This is a genomic window from Micromonospora vulcania (assembly GCF_042658605.1).
GTDB lineage: Bacteria > Actinomycetota > Actinomycetes > Mycobacteriales > Micromonosporaceae > Micromonospora > Micromonospora vulcania.
In genome coordinates this window covers 341,452-358,109 of record NZ_JBHSQS010000007.1, presented here as the reverse complement: position 1 = coordinate 358,109, position 16,658 = coordinate 341,452, and the positions used below count along the sequence as shown (strand labels likewise).

Genomic DNA, 16,658 nt, shown 5'->3' with positions numbered 1-16,658 from the left:
TCATGTCCGCAGCCCCCGAGTCGGCTGCCCCACCCGCTCCCCTGTCCGCAACCAAGCAGGCCCTGCTGGACCGGCTGCTGCGCCAACGCGCCGACGCCGGCGCCGGGCGCATCGGCCGGGCACCGGCCGACGCGCCACGCACCCTGTCGTACGCCCAGGAGCGGCTCTGGTTCATGGACCAGTTCGCGCCGGGCGCGACGGCCTACCACGTGCCGGTGGCGGTGTGGCTGGACGGGGACGTGGATCCCGACGTGCTGGTCGACGCGCTGGGTGACGTGGTGGCCCGCCAGGAGAGTCTGCGGATGGCCTTCCCGGCCACCGAGGACGGCCAGCCGACGGTCACCGTCGCCGCGCCCGCCGCGGTGCCGGTACGCCGGGAGACCGTGCGCGCCGACGACCCGGCCGACGCCCGCCGGCAGGCCCTGGACCTGGCGCGTGAGCAGGCGTCCGTCCCGTTCGACCTGGCCACCGGGCCGCTGCTGCGGGCCCTGCTGGTCAGCTACGACGAGCAGCGGTGGCTGCTGTCGGTGGAGACCCACCACATCGTCGGCGACGGCTGGTCCATCGACGTGCTCGTCGGTGACCTGCTGACCGCCTACCGGGCGCGGCGCGACGGGAGCACGCCGACCTGGGCGGAGCTGCCGGTCGGCTACGGCGACTACGCGCACTGGCAGCGCCACCGGCCGGGCACCGGCCGGGGCCTGGCCTACTGGACCGAGCAGCTCGCCGGTGTGCCCGCACTCGAACTGCCCGCCGACCGGCCGCGCCCGCCGACGCAGCGCTTCGAGGGTGCCACGCACCGCTTCGAGGTGGACGCCGCGCTCGCCGCCGAGGTCACCGCGCTGGCCCGCCGGCACGACGCGACGCTCTACATGACCCTGCTGGCCGCATATCAGCTGCTGCTGTCCCGGCACGCGGACCAGGACGACTTCGCGGTCGGTTCGCCGGTGGCCGGGCGGCACCACCGCGAGCTGGAGGGCCTGGTCGGCATGTTCGTCAACATGCTGCCGTTGCGGGCCCGTCTCGATCCCCACGAGTCGTTCAGCGACCTGCTCACCCGCACCCGGCAACTGGTCCTGGACGGGCTGACCCACCAGGACGTCCAGTTCGAGCACCTGGTGGCGGAGCTGGACGTGGACCGGGACGTCAGTCGTCCCCCGCTGTTCCAGGTGACGTTCGCGCTGCAGAACTACCAGATGCGCGACCATGGCGCCGACGACGCCGGGCCGGCCGCGCACTGGGAGGTCCTGGACCTGTCGACCACCCGCTTCGACCTGGAGCTGCTGGTGGCGCAGACCCGCACCGGCGAGCTGTGGTGCGAGTTGACCTACCCCACCGCCCAGTTCGACGCCGAGACCGTCGGCCGCTTCGGTGAGCGGTTCGTGCACCTGCTGCGCGCCGTGGTCGAGCACGCCGACGTGCCGCTGCGCGCCGTCGACCTGCTGACCGACGCCGAACGCGCCCAGGTGCTCGACGAGTGGGGCAGCCGGGCCGGCCGGTTCCCGGTGACCCGGACGTTGCCCGCCCTGTTCGAGGAGCAGGTGGCCCGTCAACCCGACGCCGTCGCGCTCGTGCACGGTGACGAGCAGGTCAGCTACGCCGAGCTGGACCGGCGCGCGGAAGCCCTGGCGGGTCGGCTGCGCCGTCTCGGGGTGGGCCGGGACACGCTGGTCGCGCTGCACCTGCGCCCCGGAACGGGCACGGTGGAGGCGATCCTCGGCGTGCTCAAGGCCGGTGGCGCGTACGTGCCGCTGAACCTGGCCTACCCGCGTGAGCGGCTGGAGTTCATCCTCGCCGACACCGCCGCGCCGGTGCTGGTCACCGACGAGACGTCCACCGAGGCTCTGCCCGCGTACGCCGGGGTGGCGATCCGCCTCGACGCACCGGAGCAGGACCCGCCGGCCGTGTCCGCCGACCCGCCGGCGTCGCCGGCACGTCCCGGTGACGCGGCGTACGTCATCTACACCTCCGGCTCGACCGGGCAGCCCAAGGGCGTGCTGGTGGAACACCGTCAGGTGGTTCGCCTGCTCACCTCCGCGGAGGAGCACTTCGACTTCGGCGCCGAGGACGTGTGGGCGCTGCTGCACTCCTACGCGTTCGACTTCTCGGTGTGGGAGATGTGGGGCGCGCTGGCGTACGGGGGGCAACTGGTCATCGTGCCGCCCGATGTGGTGCGTGATCAGGAGAGCCTGCTGGACGAGCTGGCCGCCCGCAAGGTCACGGTGCTCAACCAGACCCCGGCGGCGTTCCGCGCGCTGCGCGCCACCCTCACCGAGACCGACCGCTCGTTCGCCGACCTGTCGGTACGGACCATCGTCTTCGGTGGTGACGCGCTCTACGTGCGGGAGCTGCGGCACTGGCTGAACACCTACGGCGAGTCCACGCCGGTCCTGGTCAACATGTACGGCATCACCGAGACCACCGTGCACGTCACCGCGCAGCGCATCCGCCGCGTCGACGTACGCCGGGGTGTCGCCTCACCGATCGGCCGGCCGCTGGCCGACCTGCGGGCGTACGTGCTGGACCGGCACCTGAACCCGGTGCCGGTGGGCGTGCCCGCCGAGCTGTTCGTCGCCGGGGAAGGGCTGGCCCGCGGCTACCTGAACCGGGCCGGGTTGACCGCCCAGCGGTTCCTGCCCGAGCCGTTCAGTGGTGAGCCGGGCGCCCGGATGTACCGCACCGGTGACCGGGTGCGCTGGTCGGCCGACGGCACGCTGGAATACCTGGGCCGGGTGGACCGCCAGGTGAAGATCCGCGGTTACCGGATCGAGCTGGGCGAGATCGAGGCGGCCCTGCACCGGCACCCCGACGTGCGGGCCTCGGCGGTGCTGGTGCGGCCCGACGGCACCGGCGATCGGCGGCTCGTCGGTTACGTCGTACCGGCCGAGGGTGGGCCGCGTCCGACGCCCGCGCAGCTCCGCGAGCACCTCGCCGGCATCCTGGCCGACTATCTGGTGCCGGCCGCGTTCGTCGTGCTCGACGCGTTGCCGCTGACTCCGAACGGCAAGCTCGACGACCGGGCGCTGCCCGATCCGGAGTTGGGCCGCCAGGCCGAGCAGGAGTTCGCCGAGGCCAGCACGCCGAACGAGCGGCTCATCGCCGGCATATGGGCCGACCTGCTCGCGGTCGAGCAGGTCGGCATCGACGACGACTTCTTCCTCATCGGTGGGCACTCGCTGCTGGCCGCGCAGGCGGTCACCCGGATCCGACGCGAGGTCGACGCGGCCGGCGGCACGGGCGCGGTGTCGCTGATGGACCTGTTCCGCTGCCGGACGGTCCGGGAGTTGGCCCGGCTGCTCGACGAACCGGCCGGCGAGGACCGCCCGACCCGGCTGCTGCACGAGCTGACCCGGCCGATTCCGGTCGCCGAGCAGGTCCGCACCCTGGTGTGCGTGCCCTACGGCGGTGGCAGCGCGGCGGTCTACCAGGCGTTGTCCGAGGCCATGCCGGCCGGGCACCGGCTGTTCGCGGCGGCCATCCACAACCAGGAGGCCGGCGGCACCGAGGACACGCTGCCCTTCGGGGATCTGGTCGACGGCGCGGTGACGGAGATTCTGCGCGACATCACCGGCCCGCTGGTGCTCTACGGCCACTGCGGTATCGGCAGCGCGCTGGTGGTGGCGGTGGCCCGTCGCCTGCAGGCCGTCGACCGCCCGGTGGAGGCCGTGTACGTGGGCGGCATCTTCCCGTTCGCCCGCCCTCGTGGTGTGCTGTCGCGGCTGTCGCGGCTCGCCGAGCTGGAGTCGCTGCGCAGCAACCGGACGTTTATCAACCGGCTGGTCGGGCGGGGCGTCGACATCGAGGAGTTGGGCCTGGACGAGGTCGACCGGGTGATCCGCAACATGCGCCACGACACCCGCAGCGCCGAGGACTACTACAGTGGCCTGCTCGACCAGCAGATCGAGCGGATCGACGCCCCGGTCATCTCGGTCGTCGGTGAGCAGGACCCGGCCACCGACTACTACGAGGAACGCTTCCGGGAGTGGGACTTCCTCTCCGACACCTGCGCGCTGGTGGTCCTCGACGAGGGTGGGCACTACTTCAACCGGTACCGGGCGACCGAGGTCGCCGAGATCGTGACGCGTACCCACCTGGCCCTGGACGCCGACGACGGCGCGGAGCTGACCCGGGCGGGTCGGGGCGAGGACGCCGACTGGTGGTTGCACGGTGTGCACCGCCGGGGCGCGGCCGAGCAGCCGGGCGGCGAGCCGGTCGCCGCGGGCGCCCGCCGGGCGGCCGAGCCGAGCATGGGCCGTTTCCTCGGGGTGGCCGCCGGGCAGTTGATCTCGCTGATCGGCTCGGCGTTCACCCAGTGGGCCATCCCGATCTGGATCTACCTGACCACGGGCTCGGTGGTCCAGCTCGCGCTGTTCGTGACGTTGGCCCTGGTGCCCGGCCTGATCATCGCGCCGCTCGCCGGCGCGGTGGTGGACCGGTCCCACCGGCGACGGGTGTTGATCGCCGGTGACGTCGCCGCCTGGGTCGTGCAGTTGGCGTTGGGCGCGCTGTTGTGGACCGACACACTGCAGATCGGGCACATCTACGGTCTGATGGCCGCGTTGTCGGTGGCCACGGCCTTCCAACGCCTGGCGTACGTGGCGTCGGTGCCGCAGTTGGTGCCCAAGCGGTACCTGCGGCACGCCATCGGCGTGGTGGAGATGGTCAACGGCGCGGGGACGCTGTTCGTGCCGCTGTTCGCGGCCGGTCTGCTGGCCACCATCGGCCTGGACGGCATCCTGATCATCGACATCGTCAGCTACGCCGCCGCGATCGTGATCACCTCGCTGATCCGCTGGCCGGCACGGATGGGCTGGCACCGGCGCGAGTCGCTGGCCGCCGAGATCGCCAACGGTTTCCGCTTCTCCTGGGGGCACCGGCAGTTCCGGGCGATGCTGCTGTTCTTCCTGGTGCTGAACATCTTCCTGGCACCACCGCTGATCCTGATGAGTCCGCTGGTGCTGTCGTTCGGCGGCCTGGCCGACGCCGCCCGGGTGTCGTTCCTGTCCGGGTTGGGCGCGACGGTCGCCGGGCTGACGGTCGCCCTCTGGGGTGGCCCGGCCCGTCGACCGATGCGCGGGGTGCTGTTGTCGATCCTGGCCATGGCGCTGGCCTGCCTGCTGGTCGCGTGGCGTCCCGATCCGCTGCTGGTGGCGGTGGGGGCGTGCGCGCTGACCGCCGGCCTGACCCTGACCACCGGCATCTACCGGGCGATCGTGCAGGTCAAGATTCCGCAGCGCTACCACGGGCGGGCGGCGGCGCTGAACCAGATGATCTCGTGGTCGACGTTGCCGCTGGGCTTCGCCGTCGTCGCTCCGGCCGCGACCGCGTTCTTCGAGCCGATGCTGATGCCCGACGGCCGGCTCGCCGGCAGCGTGGGCCGGCTGATCGGCGTCGGCGAGGGTCGGGGTATGGCGTTCGTGTTCCTGCTGTGCGGGCTGGCGATCGCGGTGCTGGTGGCCGTCGCCGCGCGGATCCGCGCGGTCGCCCGGTTCGACACCGAGGCGCCGGACGCGGTGGCCGACGACCTGGTCGGGGTGGAGTCGCTGCGGCACCGGCGCGAGCCGGACTCCGCCGCACCGGTGGTGCCGAGCCGGCCGAGGGCGGCGGCGTGAACGCTCCGGTGGCGCAGACACCTCTGGCCGACCTGGAGGTGATCATCTGCTCGGCGGACCGTCGTCGGGTGCTGGCCCGGGCCGACGGTGACGCCCTGCGGTTGCCTCGGCTGCGTCCGACCGGGGCGTGGCCGCCGCCGAGCAGCCAGCTGCCGGGGGCCGTGGCCGCCGAGACGGGTCTGCTGGTCGCGTTGCTGGAACCGCTGGACAGCACGTTGTTCGTGGCCGAGCCGGTGGGTGGGGAGCCGACCGCCGGCTACGCGTGGCACGACGTCGACGCGTTCGGGGTGGGCCCGGTGCCGCGGTGGCTGCGACGGTCCGCGCCGAGCACCGCGCCGCCGTGGTACCGGGCCGGCTGGTTCGCCGCCGCGGTCGCCTGGCTGGACCCGGTGCTGGCCGAGCGGGGGGTGCGGCGTACCGGGCCGGTGACGCAGATCCGGCACTGGACGACCTCGACGGTGTTGCGGGCGCCCACCACGGGCGGGGCGGTGTTCCTCAAGGCGGTGCTGCCGCACCTGGCCGCCGAGCCCGGGGTGATCACCTTTCTGGCCCGGCAGTGGCCGCGTGCGGTGCCGGAGGTGCTGGCGCATTCGGCGGCGGACGGTTGGTGGGTCACCGCCGACTTCGAGGCGCAGCCGCCAGCCCGCGACGGTGCCGCGGCGCTGCGCATGTTGGCCCGGATGCAGACCGCCACGGTGGGGCGTACGGCGCCGCTGGTGGCGGCGGGCTGCCCGCAGGTGAGCCTGGACGACCTGGCGGCGCGGGTGCCGGCGCTGCTGCGCCGGTCGCAGCTGTGGCAGTCGGCCGGGGTGGACCGGGCGGGGCTGACCGGGATCGGCATGTGGTTGCAGGACCGGTGCGCCGAGTTGGACGATCTCGATCTGCCCAGCACGCTGGTGCACGGGGATCTGCACCCGGGCAACGTGGCCGACCGGCCGGACGGTCCGCTGCTGTTCGACTGGAGTTTCGCCTCGGTGGCCCATCCGCTGTTGGATCTGGCCGGCTGGCTGCACCCGCTGGCCGAGCCGGAGGCGCGTCGGCAGGTCGGGGCATACCTGGACGGGTGGCGGCAGGTCGCCTCCCCCGGCGAGTTGTCCGAGGCGTGGCGGGTCGCCAAGCCGGTCGCGGCGCTGGCGGAGTTGGTGAAGTTCGCCGATCTGGTGGACCGTACGGGGCCGGACTACGAGTTCGACTATCTGCCGATGGCGGGCGTGTGGGCGCGGCGGATCCGCGACGCGGTGGCCGGTCGCGACGCGCACCTGACCGGCTGGCGCGATCCGCAGCCGATCTGAGCCGCCGGGGTCAGTGGATGCCGGCCATCAGGGCGCGGATGTGTCGGGCGAACATGACCGCGCCCAGCCCGAACGCCACCGACGCGAGGCCGAAGGTGAGGAAGTAGGTCGACTCGGACCACGTTTCGGCGAGTCGGGCCACCTGTCCGCCGATGGCGTCGCCGACGGCGGTGGCGAGGAACCACAGGCCGAGCATCTGGCTGGCGTACTTCACCGGCGCCAGTTTGGTGGTGGCGGACAGGCCGACCGGGCTCAGCGACAGCTCACCGGCGACCTGCAGGGCGTAGACGGCCACCAGCCACCACGGGGACACCCGGTTGCCGCCGACGGCGGCCTGCGCGGCGGCGGCCATCAGGACGAACGACAGGCCGTTGAGGACCAGGCCGGCGGCGAACTTCACCGGGGTGGACACCCGGTGGCCCACCCGCAGCCAGAGCAGCGCGAACAGTGGTGCGCCGATGATGACCAGGATCGGGTTGACCGACTGGAGCCAGGACGCCGCGAAGGTGAAGCCGGCGACGTCGCGGTCGGTGCGGTCGGCGGCGAAGATGTTCAGCACCGACCCGGCCTGGTCGTAGATCAGCCAGAACGCGGCGGCGAACACGAACAGCCACAGGTACGCCTTCATCCGGCTGCCTTCGGTCGCGCTGAGCTCCCGATCGGTCATGATCCGGGTGAAGTAGCCGATGGTGACCAGCACGGTGACCGCGGTGAGCAGGTTCACCACCGTGTCGACGGTGAACAGCCCGGCCAGCGCGAGGGCGGCGACGAGCACGACGAGGGCCGCGGCGGCCAGCCCGACGCGGGTCAGCGCCCGGCGGCGGTCCGCGCCGAGCAGCGGGTCGGCGGGACGCTCACCGGCGTCGCCCAGCTTGCGGCGGCCCACCACGTACTGGATGACGCCGAAGGTCATCCCGACGGCGGCGACGGCGAACCCCAGATGCCAGTTGATCTTCTCGCCGAGGTAGCCGGTGACCAGCGGGGCGATGAAGGCGCCCAGGTTGATGCCCATGTAGAAGATCGAGAAGCCGGCGTCGCGGCGGGGAGAGTCCCGGTCGTACAGGGCGCCGACCATGGTGGAGATGTTGGGTTTGAGCAGGCCGGTGCCCAGGACGATCAACGTCATCCCGGCGAAGACGCTCCACCGGGTGGGCACCGCCATCACGTAGTGCCCGGCGGCGATCACCACCCCGCCCCACAGGACGCTGCGTCGGGCTCCGATGAGGCGGTCGGCGACCCACCCGCCGGGCAGCGCCATCAGGTACACCATGGCGTTGTAGGTGCCGTAGACGGCGGTGGCGCTGGACTCGCCCAGGCCCAGCCCGTCGTCGGCGACCTCGGCTGTCAGGTACAGCACGAGGATCGCCCGCATGCCGTAGAAGCTGAGCCGTTCCCACATCTCGGTGAGGAAGAGGGTGGCCAGTGCCCGGGGATGCCCGAGGAACGTCCGTTCGGCGGCGACTCGCCGCCCGACCGGGACATCATGGGTCATCGCAACCTCCGGCGCGCGTGGGCGGTTAACATCCCCGGTGACAGCCGAAACACTCCACCGTTCCCACCTGGCCGGGGATCACCTGGCCGGGCTATCGTCCTGGCCGGCTACCCTTGGTCCCGGCCCACCCGTGGACGCCTCACGCCCTCGGGCGGGAATGGCTCGACGGGAACCCGCCGTTACACCCAGAAGACCAGCACCACGAACGAGGGGAAGTCGATCATGGGCGAGCGTATGCTGCGCGGAAGCCGCCTGGGCGCGGTCAGCTATGAATCCGACCGCAACACGGAGCTCGCGCCGCGTCAGACCCGCGAGTACCTCTGTGCCAAGGGCCACCAGTTCGAGGTGCCGTTCGCCGTCGACGCCGAGGTCCCGACGACCTGGGAATGCAAGTTCGACGGCAGCGTCGCCCGACTCGTCGACGGCAGCGAGCCGGAGCAGAAGAAGGCCAAGCCGCCGCGTACCCACTGGGACATGCTGCTGGAGCGGCGCTCGATCGCCGAGCTCGAGGACATCCTCGCCGAGCGGCTCCAGGAGGTCCGTACCCGCCGCGGCCGCGCCTGAGCCGCACACCGCACGACACGACGCCCCCGGGGTTCTCCCCGGGGGCGTCGTCGTGTCTGGGTGTGTCAGTTGCGGCCGGGCTCGACGATCTCGCCCTCGATGGCGCGGCCGCCGTCGACCACCACCGGCTGCTCCGGTTCCGGACGCGGTGTCGGTTGCGGGGCGCCCTGGCGGACCCGCACCGTGCGGGGCCCGAACAGGCCACCGGCCATCATCGACGACACTCGCCGCTCGGCGGTGCGTTGCACCCCGGCGCGGGCGAGGCGTCGCACCGGTGGCACCAGCAGCAGCAGCCCGACGAGCCCGCTGAGCAGCCCCGGCACGGCCAGCAGCAGCGCTCCGGCCAACCCCACCAGCCCGTCGGTCACCTGCCGTCCCGGTGGCTGCCCGGCCTGGGCGGCCACGCGGAACCCCCGCCAGGCGCGGGTCCCCTCGCGGCGCAGCAACACCAGCCCGAGCAGCGACGCCGCGAACACCAGCAGCACCGCCACCCCGAACCCCAGCGCCCGCCCCACCAGGACGAACACCGTCAGCTCCAGCACCACCGCCACCAGCAGGCCCAGTGGTACGAACCTCAGTCCTCGGCGCATCTCACCTCATCGCCATTCTCGCGGTACGTGGACAGTCCCGCCCGTCCAGCATGACACGGTCGCGCTCACGGCCACCGCACCTGACCGGTGGGGGTGCCGTGCAGGCCCCGGCGTACCGCCTGGCGCCGGTCCTGCACCCCCCAGGTGGTGATCCGCCACAGCGCCTCGGCCACGATCCGTGGGCTCATCTTGCTGTCCCCGCGTTCCCGTTCGGCGAAGGTGATCGGCACCTCCACGATCCGTACCCCGGCCCGGTGCGCCAGTCGGGACAGCTCCACCTGGAACGAGTAGCCCTGCGAGCGGACCGAGGACAGGTCGATCGCGTCCAACGCGCTGAGCCGGTACACCCGGTAGCCGCCGGTGGCGTCCGAGACCGGCATGCCCAACGCGAGGCGCGCGTACAGGTTGCCGCAGCGCGACAGCAGCAGCCGTCGCAGCGGCCAGTTCACCACCTGCGCGCCACTGGTCCACCGCGACCCGATGACCACGTCGGCGTCGCGGGCGGCCTCCAGCAGCGCCGGCAGGTCCTCCGGGGCGTGTGAGCCGTCGGCGTCCATCTCCACCACCGCGTGGTAGCCGTGCTCACGCGCCCACCCGAATCCGGCCAGGTACGCCGCACCGAGGCCCTGCTTGCCCTCGCGGTGCAGCACCTGCACCTGCGCGTCGGTGTCGGCGAGGGCGTCGGCGATCGCGCCGGTGCCGTCGGGGCTGTTGTCGTCGGCGATCAGGATCCGCACCGCCGGGGCGGCCCGGCGGACCCGGGCCACGATCGCGGCGACGTTGTCGGCCTCGTTGTAGGTGGGGATCACCACCAGGACCCGGCCCACGCCGGGTACCTCCGCCGGACGCCGGACCGTATCAGTTGCCTGGATCACGGTTCCTCCGCTTCCGCCGGCGTACCGGCTGCCGCTATCCGGGGAGCACCCGCTGTCGGCGCCGCAGCACCGCCGCGCCGGCCAGGGCCGCCACGGCCAGCCCGGCGAGCGCCACCTCGGGCCACCAGCCGAGGCGGGTGGCGAGGGTACGTCCGTCGTCGAGCCGCAGCTGCCGTACCACGACCTCCCGGGTGTTGAACCCGGTGGCATCGCTTACCCGCCCGTCGGGGGTGACGAACCCGGACACCCCGACCGTGGAGGCCATCAACGCCGGACGGCCGTGTTCGACCGCCCGCAGCCGCACCATGGCCAGCTGCTGGCGGGCCTCGGCCACGTTGAAGGTGGCGTTGTTGGTCTGCACCACCAGCAGTTGGGCGCCGCCGGTGACGGTGTCACGGACCACCTCGTCGTAGGCGACCTCGAAGCAGATGACGTCGCCGAGCACGGCGGGGCCGGCGCGTACCACGCCCGGGGTGCTGCCGGGTACGAAGTCGTTGCGGATCAGGTCGACCTTCTTGCTGACCGCCCGGGCGATGTCCCGCAGCGGCACGTACTCGGCGAACGGCACGGGGTGCCGTTTGGTGTACAGCTGGCTCAAATCGGCGCCGGTGCCGGGCCGCCACAGGATGCCCGCGTTGCGGACCTGCCCGGCGTCGGGGCCGAGCAGCACCGCGCCGACCAGGATCGGCGCGGCGATGGTGTCGGCGGCCTGGGAGATCCGGGACCCGGCGCCGGGGTTGCGCAGCGGGTCGATGTCGCTGGAGTTCTCCGGCCACACCACCAGGTCGGGTTGGGCTCGGGTGCCGGCGGCGACCTGCGCGGCCAACTCCAGGGTGGCGTCGACGTGGTTGTTGAGCACCGCCTGGCGTTGGGCGTTGAAGTCCAGGCCGAGGCGCGGCACGTTGCCCTGCACGATGGCCACGGTGACGGTGTCGCCGCCACCGGTGCGGGCGACCGGCACGAGCAGACCCACCGCGCACAGCGCCACCGCGGCGGCGGCCGGTACGGCCACCGGCAGCCACCGCCGCGTACCGGCGGTCCGGCCGCCGCCCAGGCCCCGCCAGGCGGCGGTGACGAGCAGCCCACCGGTGATGGCGACGGCGAAGGTGACCAGCGGAGCGCCACCGAGCGCGGCCAGGCGCAGCAGCGGCGAGTTGTCCTGGCTGAACGCGAGCCGCCCCCAGGGGAACCCGCCGAACGGGGTGCGGTCGCGCATCGCCTCCTGCCCCACCCAGAGCAGCCCGGTCAGCGCCGGCCACGCCCACCAGCGGCGCTCGGCCAGCGGCGTCACCCAGGCGGTGGCCGCGCCGAGCAGCGCCAGGTAGCCGGCCTGCAGCAGCGACAGCAGCACCCACGGCAGGTAGCCGGTGTGCAGGTTCGTCCAGGCCAGCATCGGCGCGAACAACGCCACGCCGGTCACAAAGCCCAGGCCGGCGCCGGCGCGCAGCCGCCTGCGGTGCGCCGCGGCGGCCAGCAACGCCACACCGACCGGCGCGAGCGGCCACACCCCGTACGGGGGGAACGCCGCGAGCAGGGCCAGGCCGGCGGCCACGGCCATCGGCACGGCGACGCGCAGGGGCAGCGGCCGGTGGGCGTCGGCCGGGCGGGGCGGCACCGCCGGGGCGTGTGTCTCGTCCCGGTCCAGTGTCGTCACCGCAGCTTCACCTCGATCACCCGGCGAAGGTTACCTGGCCGGCGGGCGCTTCGACCGACGGCACCGGACGGCCGGGGACGCACCACCCGGCGGACATGAAATCGGGGCGCGGCTCGCGCCGCGCCCCGATGCTCCCAGGCCCTCCCCGGCCGGTGGGGCGAGGATGCGGCACGCCGACCTTCGGACCGACCAGACGGTGGACTGGCTGCCCCCGCCGGGCCGTTGTCTACTGGCCGTGCACCTCACCCTGCCCGTACACCGGTAACCGCGACCGGTTCGCGCCGCCCCGCCGACCCCCGCCCGCTGGACCTGGCCGCCGCGACGATGACGCTGAAAATGTCGCTCGGCCAGCGGACGAAGGGACGAAGCGAACAACAGCCGCTTCCCGTGGTAGGACTCAAAGACGGTACGTGTTGCACCCCGTCGGTTGTCAACCCGCCCCCGGCCTGTCGTGTCGTGGGCCACGGCGTGTCGGGTCGGCGTGTCTCACTGGATGGCCACATGGTGGCGCAGCAGCGCCCCCGCGGCGGCCCGATGGTCCTCGGCGAGCAGCCCCGCGGCGGCCAGCACGTAGTCCACGTCCACCACCGGGCGGGCGGCGCGCGGCAGCGCCCAACCGCCGGCGTGATCGCCCAGGACGGCCGCCAGGACCTGCTGCGCCGCGTCGGTCGGCGCGTGCCGCAGCACCCCGCCGGAGCCCACCATGAGCCGTACGTCGCGCAGGTCCCGCCCGCCGCGTTCGCCGGTGGCGTCGCCGCGGGCGTGCCGGCGCAGCGCCACCGTCGCCGCGAGGGCGGCGATGCGCTGGTCCACGACCCGCTCGGTGTCGTCGGCGGCCAGGAACCCCGGGTCGGTGGCACGCCGCGCGGCGGCCGCCGCCAGGTCGTCCTGCTCCCCGGCGGTGAGCAGCCGCTCCTCGCCCGCGGCGCGGATCACACCGGGGGCGCTCCAGCGCATGCCCAGGTCCCCCTCCACGGTGCGGGCCCGCCACAGGCTGCCGGCGACCTCCCGGCCCGGCCCGGTGGCCCGCTCGTCGGGCGTGAGCACCGAGTACACGTCGGTGGTGGCGCCACCCACGTCGACCACCGCCAGGTCCCCGCCGATGGTGTCGGCGAGGACCTCCACGCCGGTGAGCACCGCGTCGGGGGTGGCCGCGCGCACCAGCCGCGCGAACCGGGTGCCCCGCGACAGCCGTTTACCGCCGATGACGTGGCGCAGGAACACCGCGCGGATCGCCGCCCGCGCCGACGTGGGCGCGAGCACCCCGATGCGTGGCAGCACGTTCTGCGCCGCCGTGACCGGCACCCCGGCGGCGTGCAGCAGATCGGTCAGCTCGGCGCGTACCTCGCCGTTGCCGGCGAGGACCACCGGCACCCGCCAGCGGGCCCGGGCCAGCCGCGTCGCGTTGTGGGTGATCGTCTCGGCGTCACCGCCGTCGGTGCCGCCGACCAGCAGCACCACGTCCGGTCGGGCCGCCCGCAGCGCCGTCAGGTCCGCCGCGCCGAGCCGGCCGGCCGCCACGTGCACCACGTGCGCGCCGGCGGACAGACCGACGCGCCGGCCCGCCTGCGCGGTGACCAACGGCTCGTAGCCGATCACGGCCAGCCGTAGCCCACCGCCGGCCGACGAGCACACGTACCACGGCACGTCACGCACGCCGAGCCCGGCGGTGGCCACCGCGACCGCGGCGTCCAGGCCGTGCAGCACGTCGGTGCCCACCGTGGTCGGTGCCGCCGCCCCGCCCACCAGCGCGCCGGCGGCCAGGTCCACCACCGCCACCTTGGTGTACGTGGAGCCGACGTCCGCGCAGACCGCCAGGGTCACGAGTTTCCCTGTTCGCGACTGCGGGGCTCGCAACCCCGGCTCACTCCTCGCGACTCACGCTGGCGGCGGGAACGACCACGGTGCCGGTCGCGGTGACCGCCACGATCGGCGGGTCGAGGACCTCGGCGGCGGACTCGGAACGGTCCGGGCGACCCCGGCACACCACCGCGCAGGACAACTCCAGGGTGCGGCTGCGGGTGCCCACCCGGGACACCTGCGCGGTCACCTCCACCACGTCACCCGCGCGGATCGGCGCGGTGAACCGCACATCGGAGTACCCGGCGAACAGGCCCTCGTCGCCGTCGGTACGGATGCACACCTCGGTGGCCACGTCCCCGAACAACGCCAACGCGTACGCCCCGTCGACGAGGTTCCCCGCGTAGTGGGCGTGCGAGTACGGCACATACCGCCGGTGCCGCACCGTCAACCCGAGCCTGGAGTCGGTCATGCCGTCGCCTTTCGTTGTGTGATCAGGGCGTGCACCAGGTAGCTGGCCACCTCACCCGGCGTGGTGCCCCGGCCGAAGATCCGGTCCACACCCAACTCGTCGGTCATCGTCTCGTCGAACCGGGGACCACCGACGATCAGCAGCGGTCGCCGTCCCGCCGGCATCGCCTCACGGAACGCCGCGGACATCTCCCGGGTGTTGTGCAGGTGCGCGTCGCGTTGGGTGACGACCTGCGACACGAGCACCGCATCGGCCTTCTCCACCCGGGCGGCCTCCACCAGCTCCGGCACGCTGACCTGCGCACCCAGGTTGACGACCTTCAACTCCCGGTAGTACTCCAGGCCCTTCTCCCCCGCGATGCCCTTGACGTTGAGGATCGCGTCGATGCCCACGGTGTGCGCGTCGGTGCCGATGCACGCGCCGACCACCGACAGCTTGCGGCGCAGCCGCTGCTTGACGACCGTGTTGACCTCCCTGGCCGACAGCAGCGCGAAGTCCCGCTCCACCACCTGCACCGCGTTCAGGTCGACCAGGTGGTTGACCCGCCCGTACACGACGAAGAACGTGAACTCGTCGCCCATCGGTTTGGCGTGCACCACCATCGCCGGGTCGATGCCCATCCGGTTGGCCAACTGCACGGCCGCGCCCTCGGCCCGCTTGTCGTGCGACACCGGCAGGGTGAACGACACCTGCACCATCCCGTCGCCGGTGGTGTCCCCGTACGGCCGCACGATCGCCTTCTCGCTCACGCCGCCGCCTCCAGGATCTCGGTGGCCGGGTTGTAGTAGTCGGCCTCGTGCGCGGCGACCCCGTCGAGGCCCTTGCCGCGGTCCGCCGGCCGCTTCATGATCCCGAAGGTGCCCTCGGCGATCGCCGTCAGCAGCGTCTGCTCACCGATGCGCTCCAGCAGATCCAACGCCTCACCGAGGACCTGGTTGGCGCGGCGCCGGATGAACCCGCCCGCCGCCGGCACGAAGTCCTCGTGCAGTCCACCGGCCGCGCCCAGCACGTACCGCACGTTCTGCAGGGCGATGTCCCGATCGGACAGCCACGGCGTCACCACCGCCTCGGTCATCATCCCCACCAGCAGAATGCCCTGCCCGGTCAGCGCGCCCGCCAGGTTGAAGAACCCGTCGAGCAGGTTGCCCCGGAACACGTCACCGGTCATGTGCTTGGTCGGCGGCATCCACTTCAGCGGCGCGTCCGGGAACAACTCCCGGGCCAGCAACGCGTGCGCCAACTCCAACCGGAACGACTCGGGCACCTCCGGGTTGATCTCGAACGCGTGCCCCAGCCCCAACTGCCAGTCGGCCAACCCCGCCTCGTGCGCGAAGAACTCGTTGAGCAACTGCGACACCGTCACCGTGTGCGCCTCGTCGACCGCGTCGGCGGTGGTCAGGTAGTTGTCCTCACCGGTGTTGATGATGATTCCCGCGCGGGCGTGGACCTGCCGGGAGAACCGCTGGTCGACGAACGTGCGGATCGGGTTGATGTCGCGGAACAGAATCCCGTACATCGAGTCGTTCAACATCATGTCGAGGCGTTCCAACCCGGCCAGGGTCGCCATCTCCGGCATGCACAGCCCGGACGCGTAGTTCGTCAACCGCACGTAGCGGCCCAACTCCTTCGACGAGTCGTCCAACGCCGCGCGCATCAGCCGGAAGTTCTCCTGCGTGGCGTACGTCCCGGCGAACCCCTCACGGGTCGCGCCCTCGGGCACGTAGTCCAGCAGCGACTGCCCGGTGGAGCGGATCACCGCGATCACATCCGCGCCGGCCCGCGCCGCCGCCTGCGCCTGCGGAATGTCCTCGTAGATGTCCCCGGTCGCCACGATCAGATAGATCCACGGCCGCTGCGCCGGATCACCGTGCCGCTTGACCAGGCGCTCACGTTCGGCCCGCCGACGGTCGATCCGCCGTACCCCCGCGGCGACCGCCCTGCGCGCCGCGGACCGTGCCGCCGTGGCCGCCCTGCCGGTGGGCGCAGTGAACCGCACCGACCCGGCGGCGGCCTTCTGCGCCAGCAACGTCAGGTCCGTGCCGCCCTCACGCGCCAGCGCGTCGAACACCGGCGCCGCCACCCCGTGACCCAACCCCACGTCCGCGACGACCGCGTCGACGAGCCGGTTCACCCACGGAATGCCGTCCGGGTCGGCGCCGGTGACCCCGGCCAGGCGCAGCACCGCCCGCTCCACCGACACCGTGGTGTGGCTGCGCGCCAGGTCCACCACCGGCTGCCCGGCCCGACGCGCCAACTCGCGCGCCCGCGCCACCAGCACCGGATCAAGATCAAGCTTTCCGGTCACGC

At 73.0% G+C, this 16,658-nt stretch carries 11 protein-coding genes; 3 read left to right on the top strand and 8 right to left on the bottom strand.

Features of this window, described 5'->3' with window-relative positions; genetic code table 11:
- The first annotated feature begins 2 nt into the window (after positions 1 to 2).
- Both ACFQGL_RS14635 and ACFQGL_RS14630 read left to right on the top strand, forming a co-directional pair.
- Positions 3 to 5,612: a non-ribosomal peptide synthetase/MFS transporter gene (locus ACFQGL_RS14635; RefSeq protein ID WP_377511493.1), complete on the top strand. Its 5,610-nt coding sequence runs from the start codon at positions 3 to 5 to the stop codon at positions 5,610 to 5,612.
- Entirely contained in the window at positions 5,609 to 6,904 is a 1,296-nt protein-coding gene (locus ACFQGL_RS14630; RefSeq protein WP_377511490.1) for a phosphotransferase, read from the top strand. Before ACFQGL_RS14635 ends, ACFQGL_RS14630 begins: the two co-directional genes overlap by 4 nt.
- Before the next feature lie 10 nt (positions 6,905 to 6,914).
- On the opposite strand, the gene ACFQGL_RS14625 is transcribed toward ACFQGL_RS14630, so the two are convergent.
- Complete coding sequence (locus ACFQGL_RS14625) at positions 6,915 to 8,396, bottom strand: peptide MFS transporter (RefSeq protein ID WP_377511487.1); 1,482 nt, start codon at positions 8,394 to 8,396, stop codon at positions 6,915 to 6,917.
- Between the two features lie 222 nt (positions 8,397 to 8,618).
- Here ACFQGL_RS14625 and ACFQGL_RS14620 point away from each other — a divergent pair, with 222 nt between their 5' ends.
- Positions 8,619 to 8,960 (top strand): RNA polymerase-binding protein RbpA, encoded by a 342-nt coding sequence (locus ACFQGL_RS14620; protein WP_046564157.1) that lies wholly within the window; start codon positions 8,619 to 8,621, stop codon positions 8,958 to 8,960.
- Positions 8,961 to 9,025: 65 nt separating this feature from the next.
- Here ACFQGL_RS14620 and ACFQGL_RS14615 read toward each other — a convergent pair whose 3' ends face one another.
- The 7 genes from ACFQGL_RS14615 to kamD form a co-directional block, all read right to left on the bottom strand.
- The gene (locus ACFQGL_RS14615) at positions 9,026 to 9,550 is read right to left on the bottom strand and encodes an FxsA family protein (protein WP_377511484.1); all 525 of its coding nucleotides are present in this window, start codon (positions 9,548 to 9,550) and stop codon (positions 9,026 to 9,028) included.
- A 65-nt stretch (positions 9,551 to 9,615) separates the two neighbouring features.
- Positions 9,616 to 10,425: a polyprenol monophosphomannose synthase gene (locus ACFQGL_RS14610; RefSeq protein WP_377511481.1), complete on the bottom strand. Its 810-nt coding sequence runs from the start codon at positions 10,423 to 10,425 to the stop codon at positions 9,616 to 9,618.
- A gap of 34 nt (positions 10,426 to 10,459) precedes the next feature.
- Positions 10,460 to 12,079 (bottom strand): apolipoprotein N-acyltransferase, encoded by a 1,620-nt coding sequence (lnt, locus tag ACFQGL_RS14605; RefSeq protein WP_377511478.1) that lies wholly within the window; start codon positions 12,077 to 12,079, stop codon positions 10,460 to 10,462.
- Between the two features lie 486 nt (positions 12,080 to 12,565).
- Positions 12,566 to 13,903: a glutamate mutase L gene (locus ACFQGL_RS14600; RefSeq protein WP_377511475.1), complete on the bottom strand. Its 1,338-nt coding sequence runs from the start codon at positions 13,901 to 13,903 to the stop codon at positions 12,566 to 12,568.
- 40 nt (positions 13,904 to 13,943) lie between these two features.
- Positions 13,944 to 14,351 carry a 3-aminobutyryl-CoA ammonia lyase gene (kal, locus tag ACFQGL_RS14595; protein ID WP_377511472.1) on the bottom strand — a complete coding sequence of 136 codons (408 nt, stop codon included), beginning with the start codon at positions 14,349 to 14,351 and terminating at the stop codon, positions 13,944 to 13,946.
- A complete protein-coding gene (gene kamE / locus ACFQGL_RS14590; protein WP_377511469.1) occupies positions 14,348 to 15,100 on the bottom strand; it encodes a lysine 5,6-aminomutase subunit beta in 753 nt (250 codons plus the stop codon). Before kamE ends, kal begins: the two co-directional genes overlap by 4 nt.
- A complete protein-coding gene (gene kamD / locus ACFQGL_RS14585) occupies positions 15,097 to 16,656 on the bottom strand; it encodes a lysine 5,6-aminomutase subunit alpha (RefSeq protein WP_377511466.1) in 1,560 nt (519 codons plus the stop codon). The genes kamE and kamD overlap by 4 nt, the downstream gene beginning before the upstream one ends.
- Positions 16,657 to 16,658: the final 2 nt, after the last annotated feature.

Excerpts from the sequence above, each read along its gene's own strand:
- ACFQGL_RS14615 (WP_377511484.1), bottom strand. The coding sequence starts at position 9,550 with ATGCGCCGAGGACTGAGGTTCGTACCACTGGGCCTGCTGGTGGCGGTG.
- ACFQGL_RS14625 (WP_377511487.1), bottom strand. The coding sequence starts at position 8,396 with ATGACCCATGATGTCCCGGTCGGGCGGCGAGTCGCCGCCGAACGGACG.
- ACFQGL_RS14620 (WP_046564157.1), top strand. The coding sequence starts at position 8,619 with ATGGGCGAGCGTATGCTGCGCGGAAGCCGCCTGGGCGCGGTCAGCTAT.
- kal (WP_377511472.1), bottom strand. The coding sequence starts at position 14,351 with ATGACCGACTCCAGGCTCGGGTTGACGGTGCGGCACCGGCGGTATGTG.
- ACFQGL_RS14635 (WP_377511493.1), top strand. The coding sequence starts at position 3 with ATGTCCGCAGCCCCCGAGTCGGCTGCCCCACCCGCTCCCCTGTCCGCA.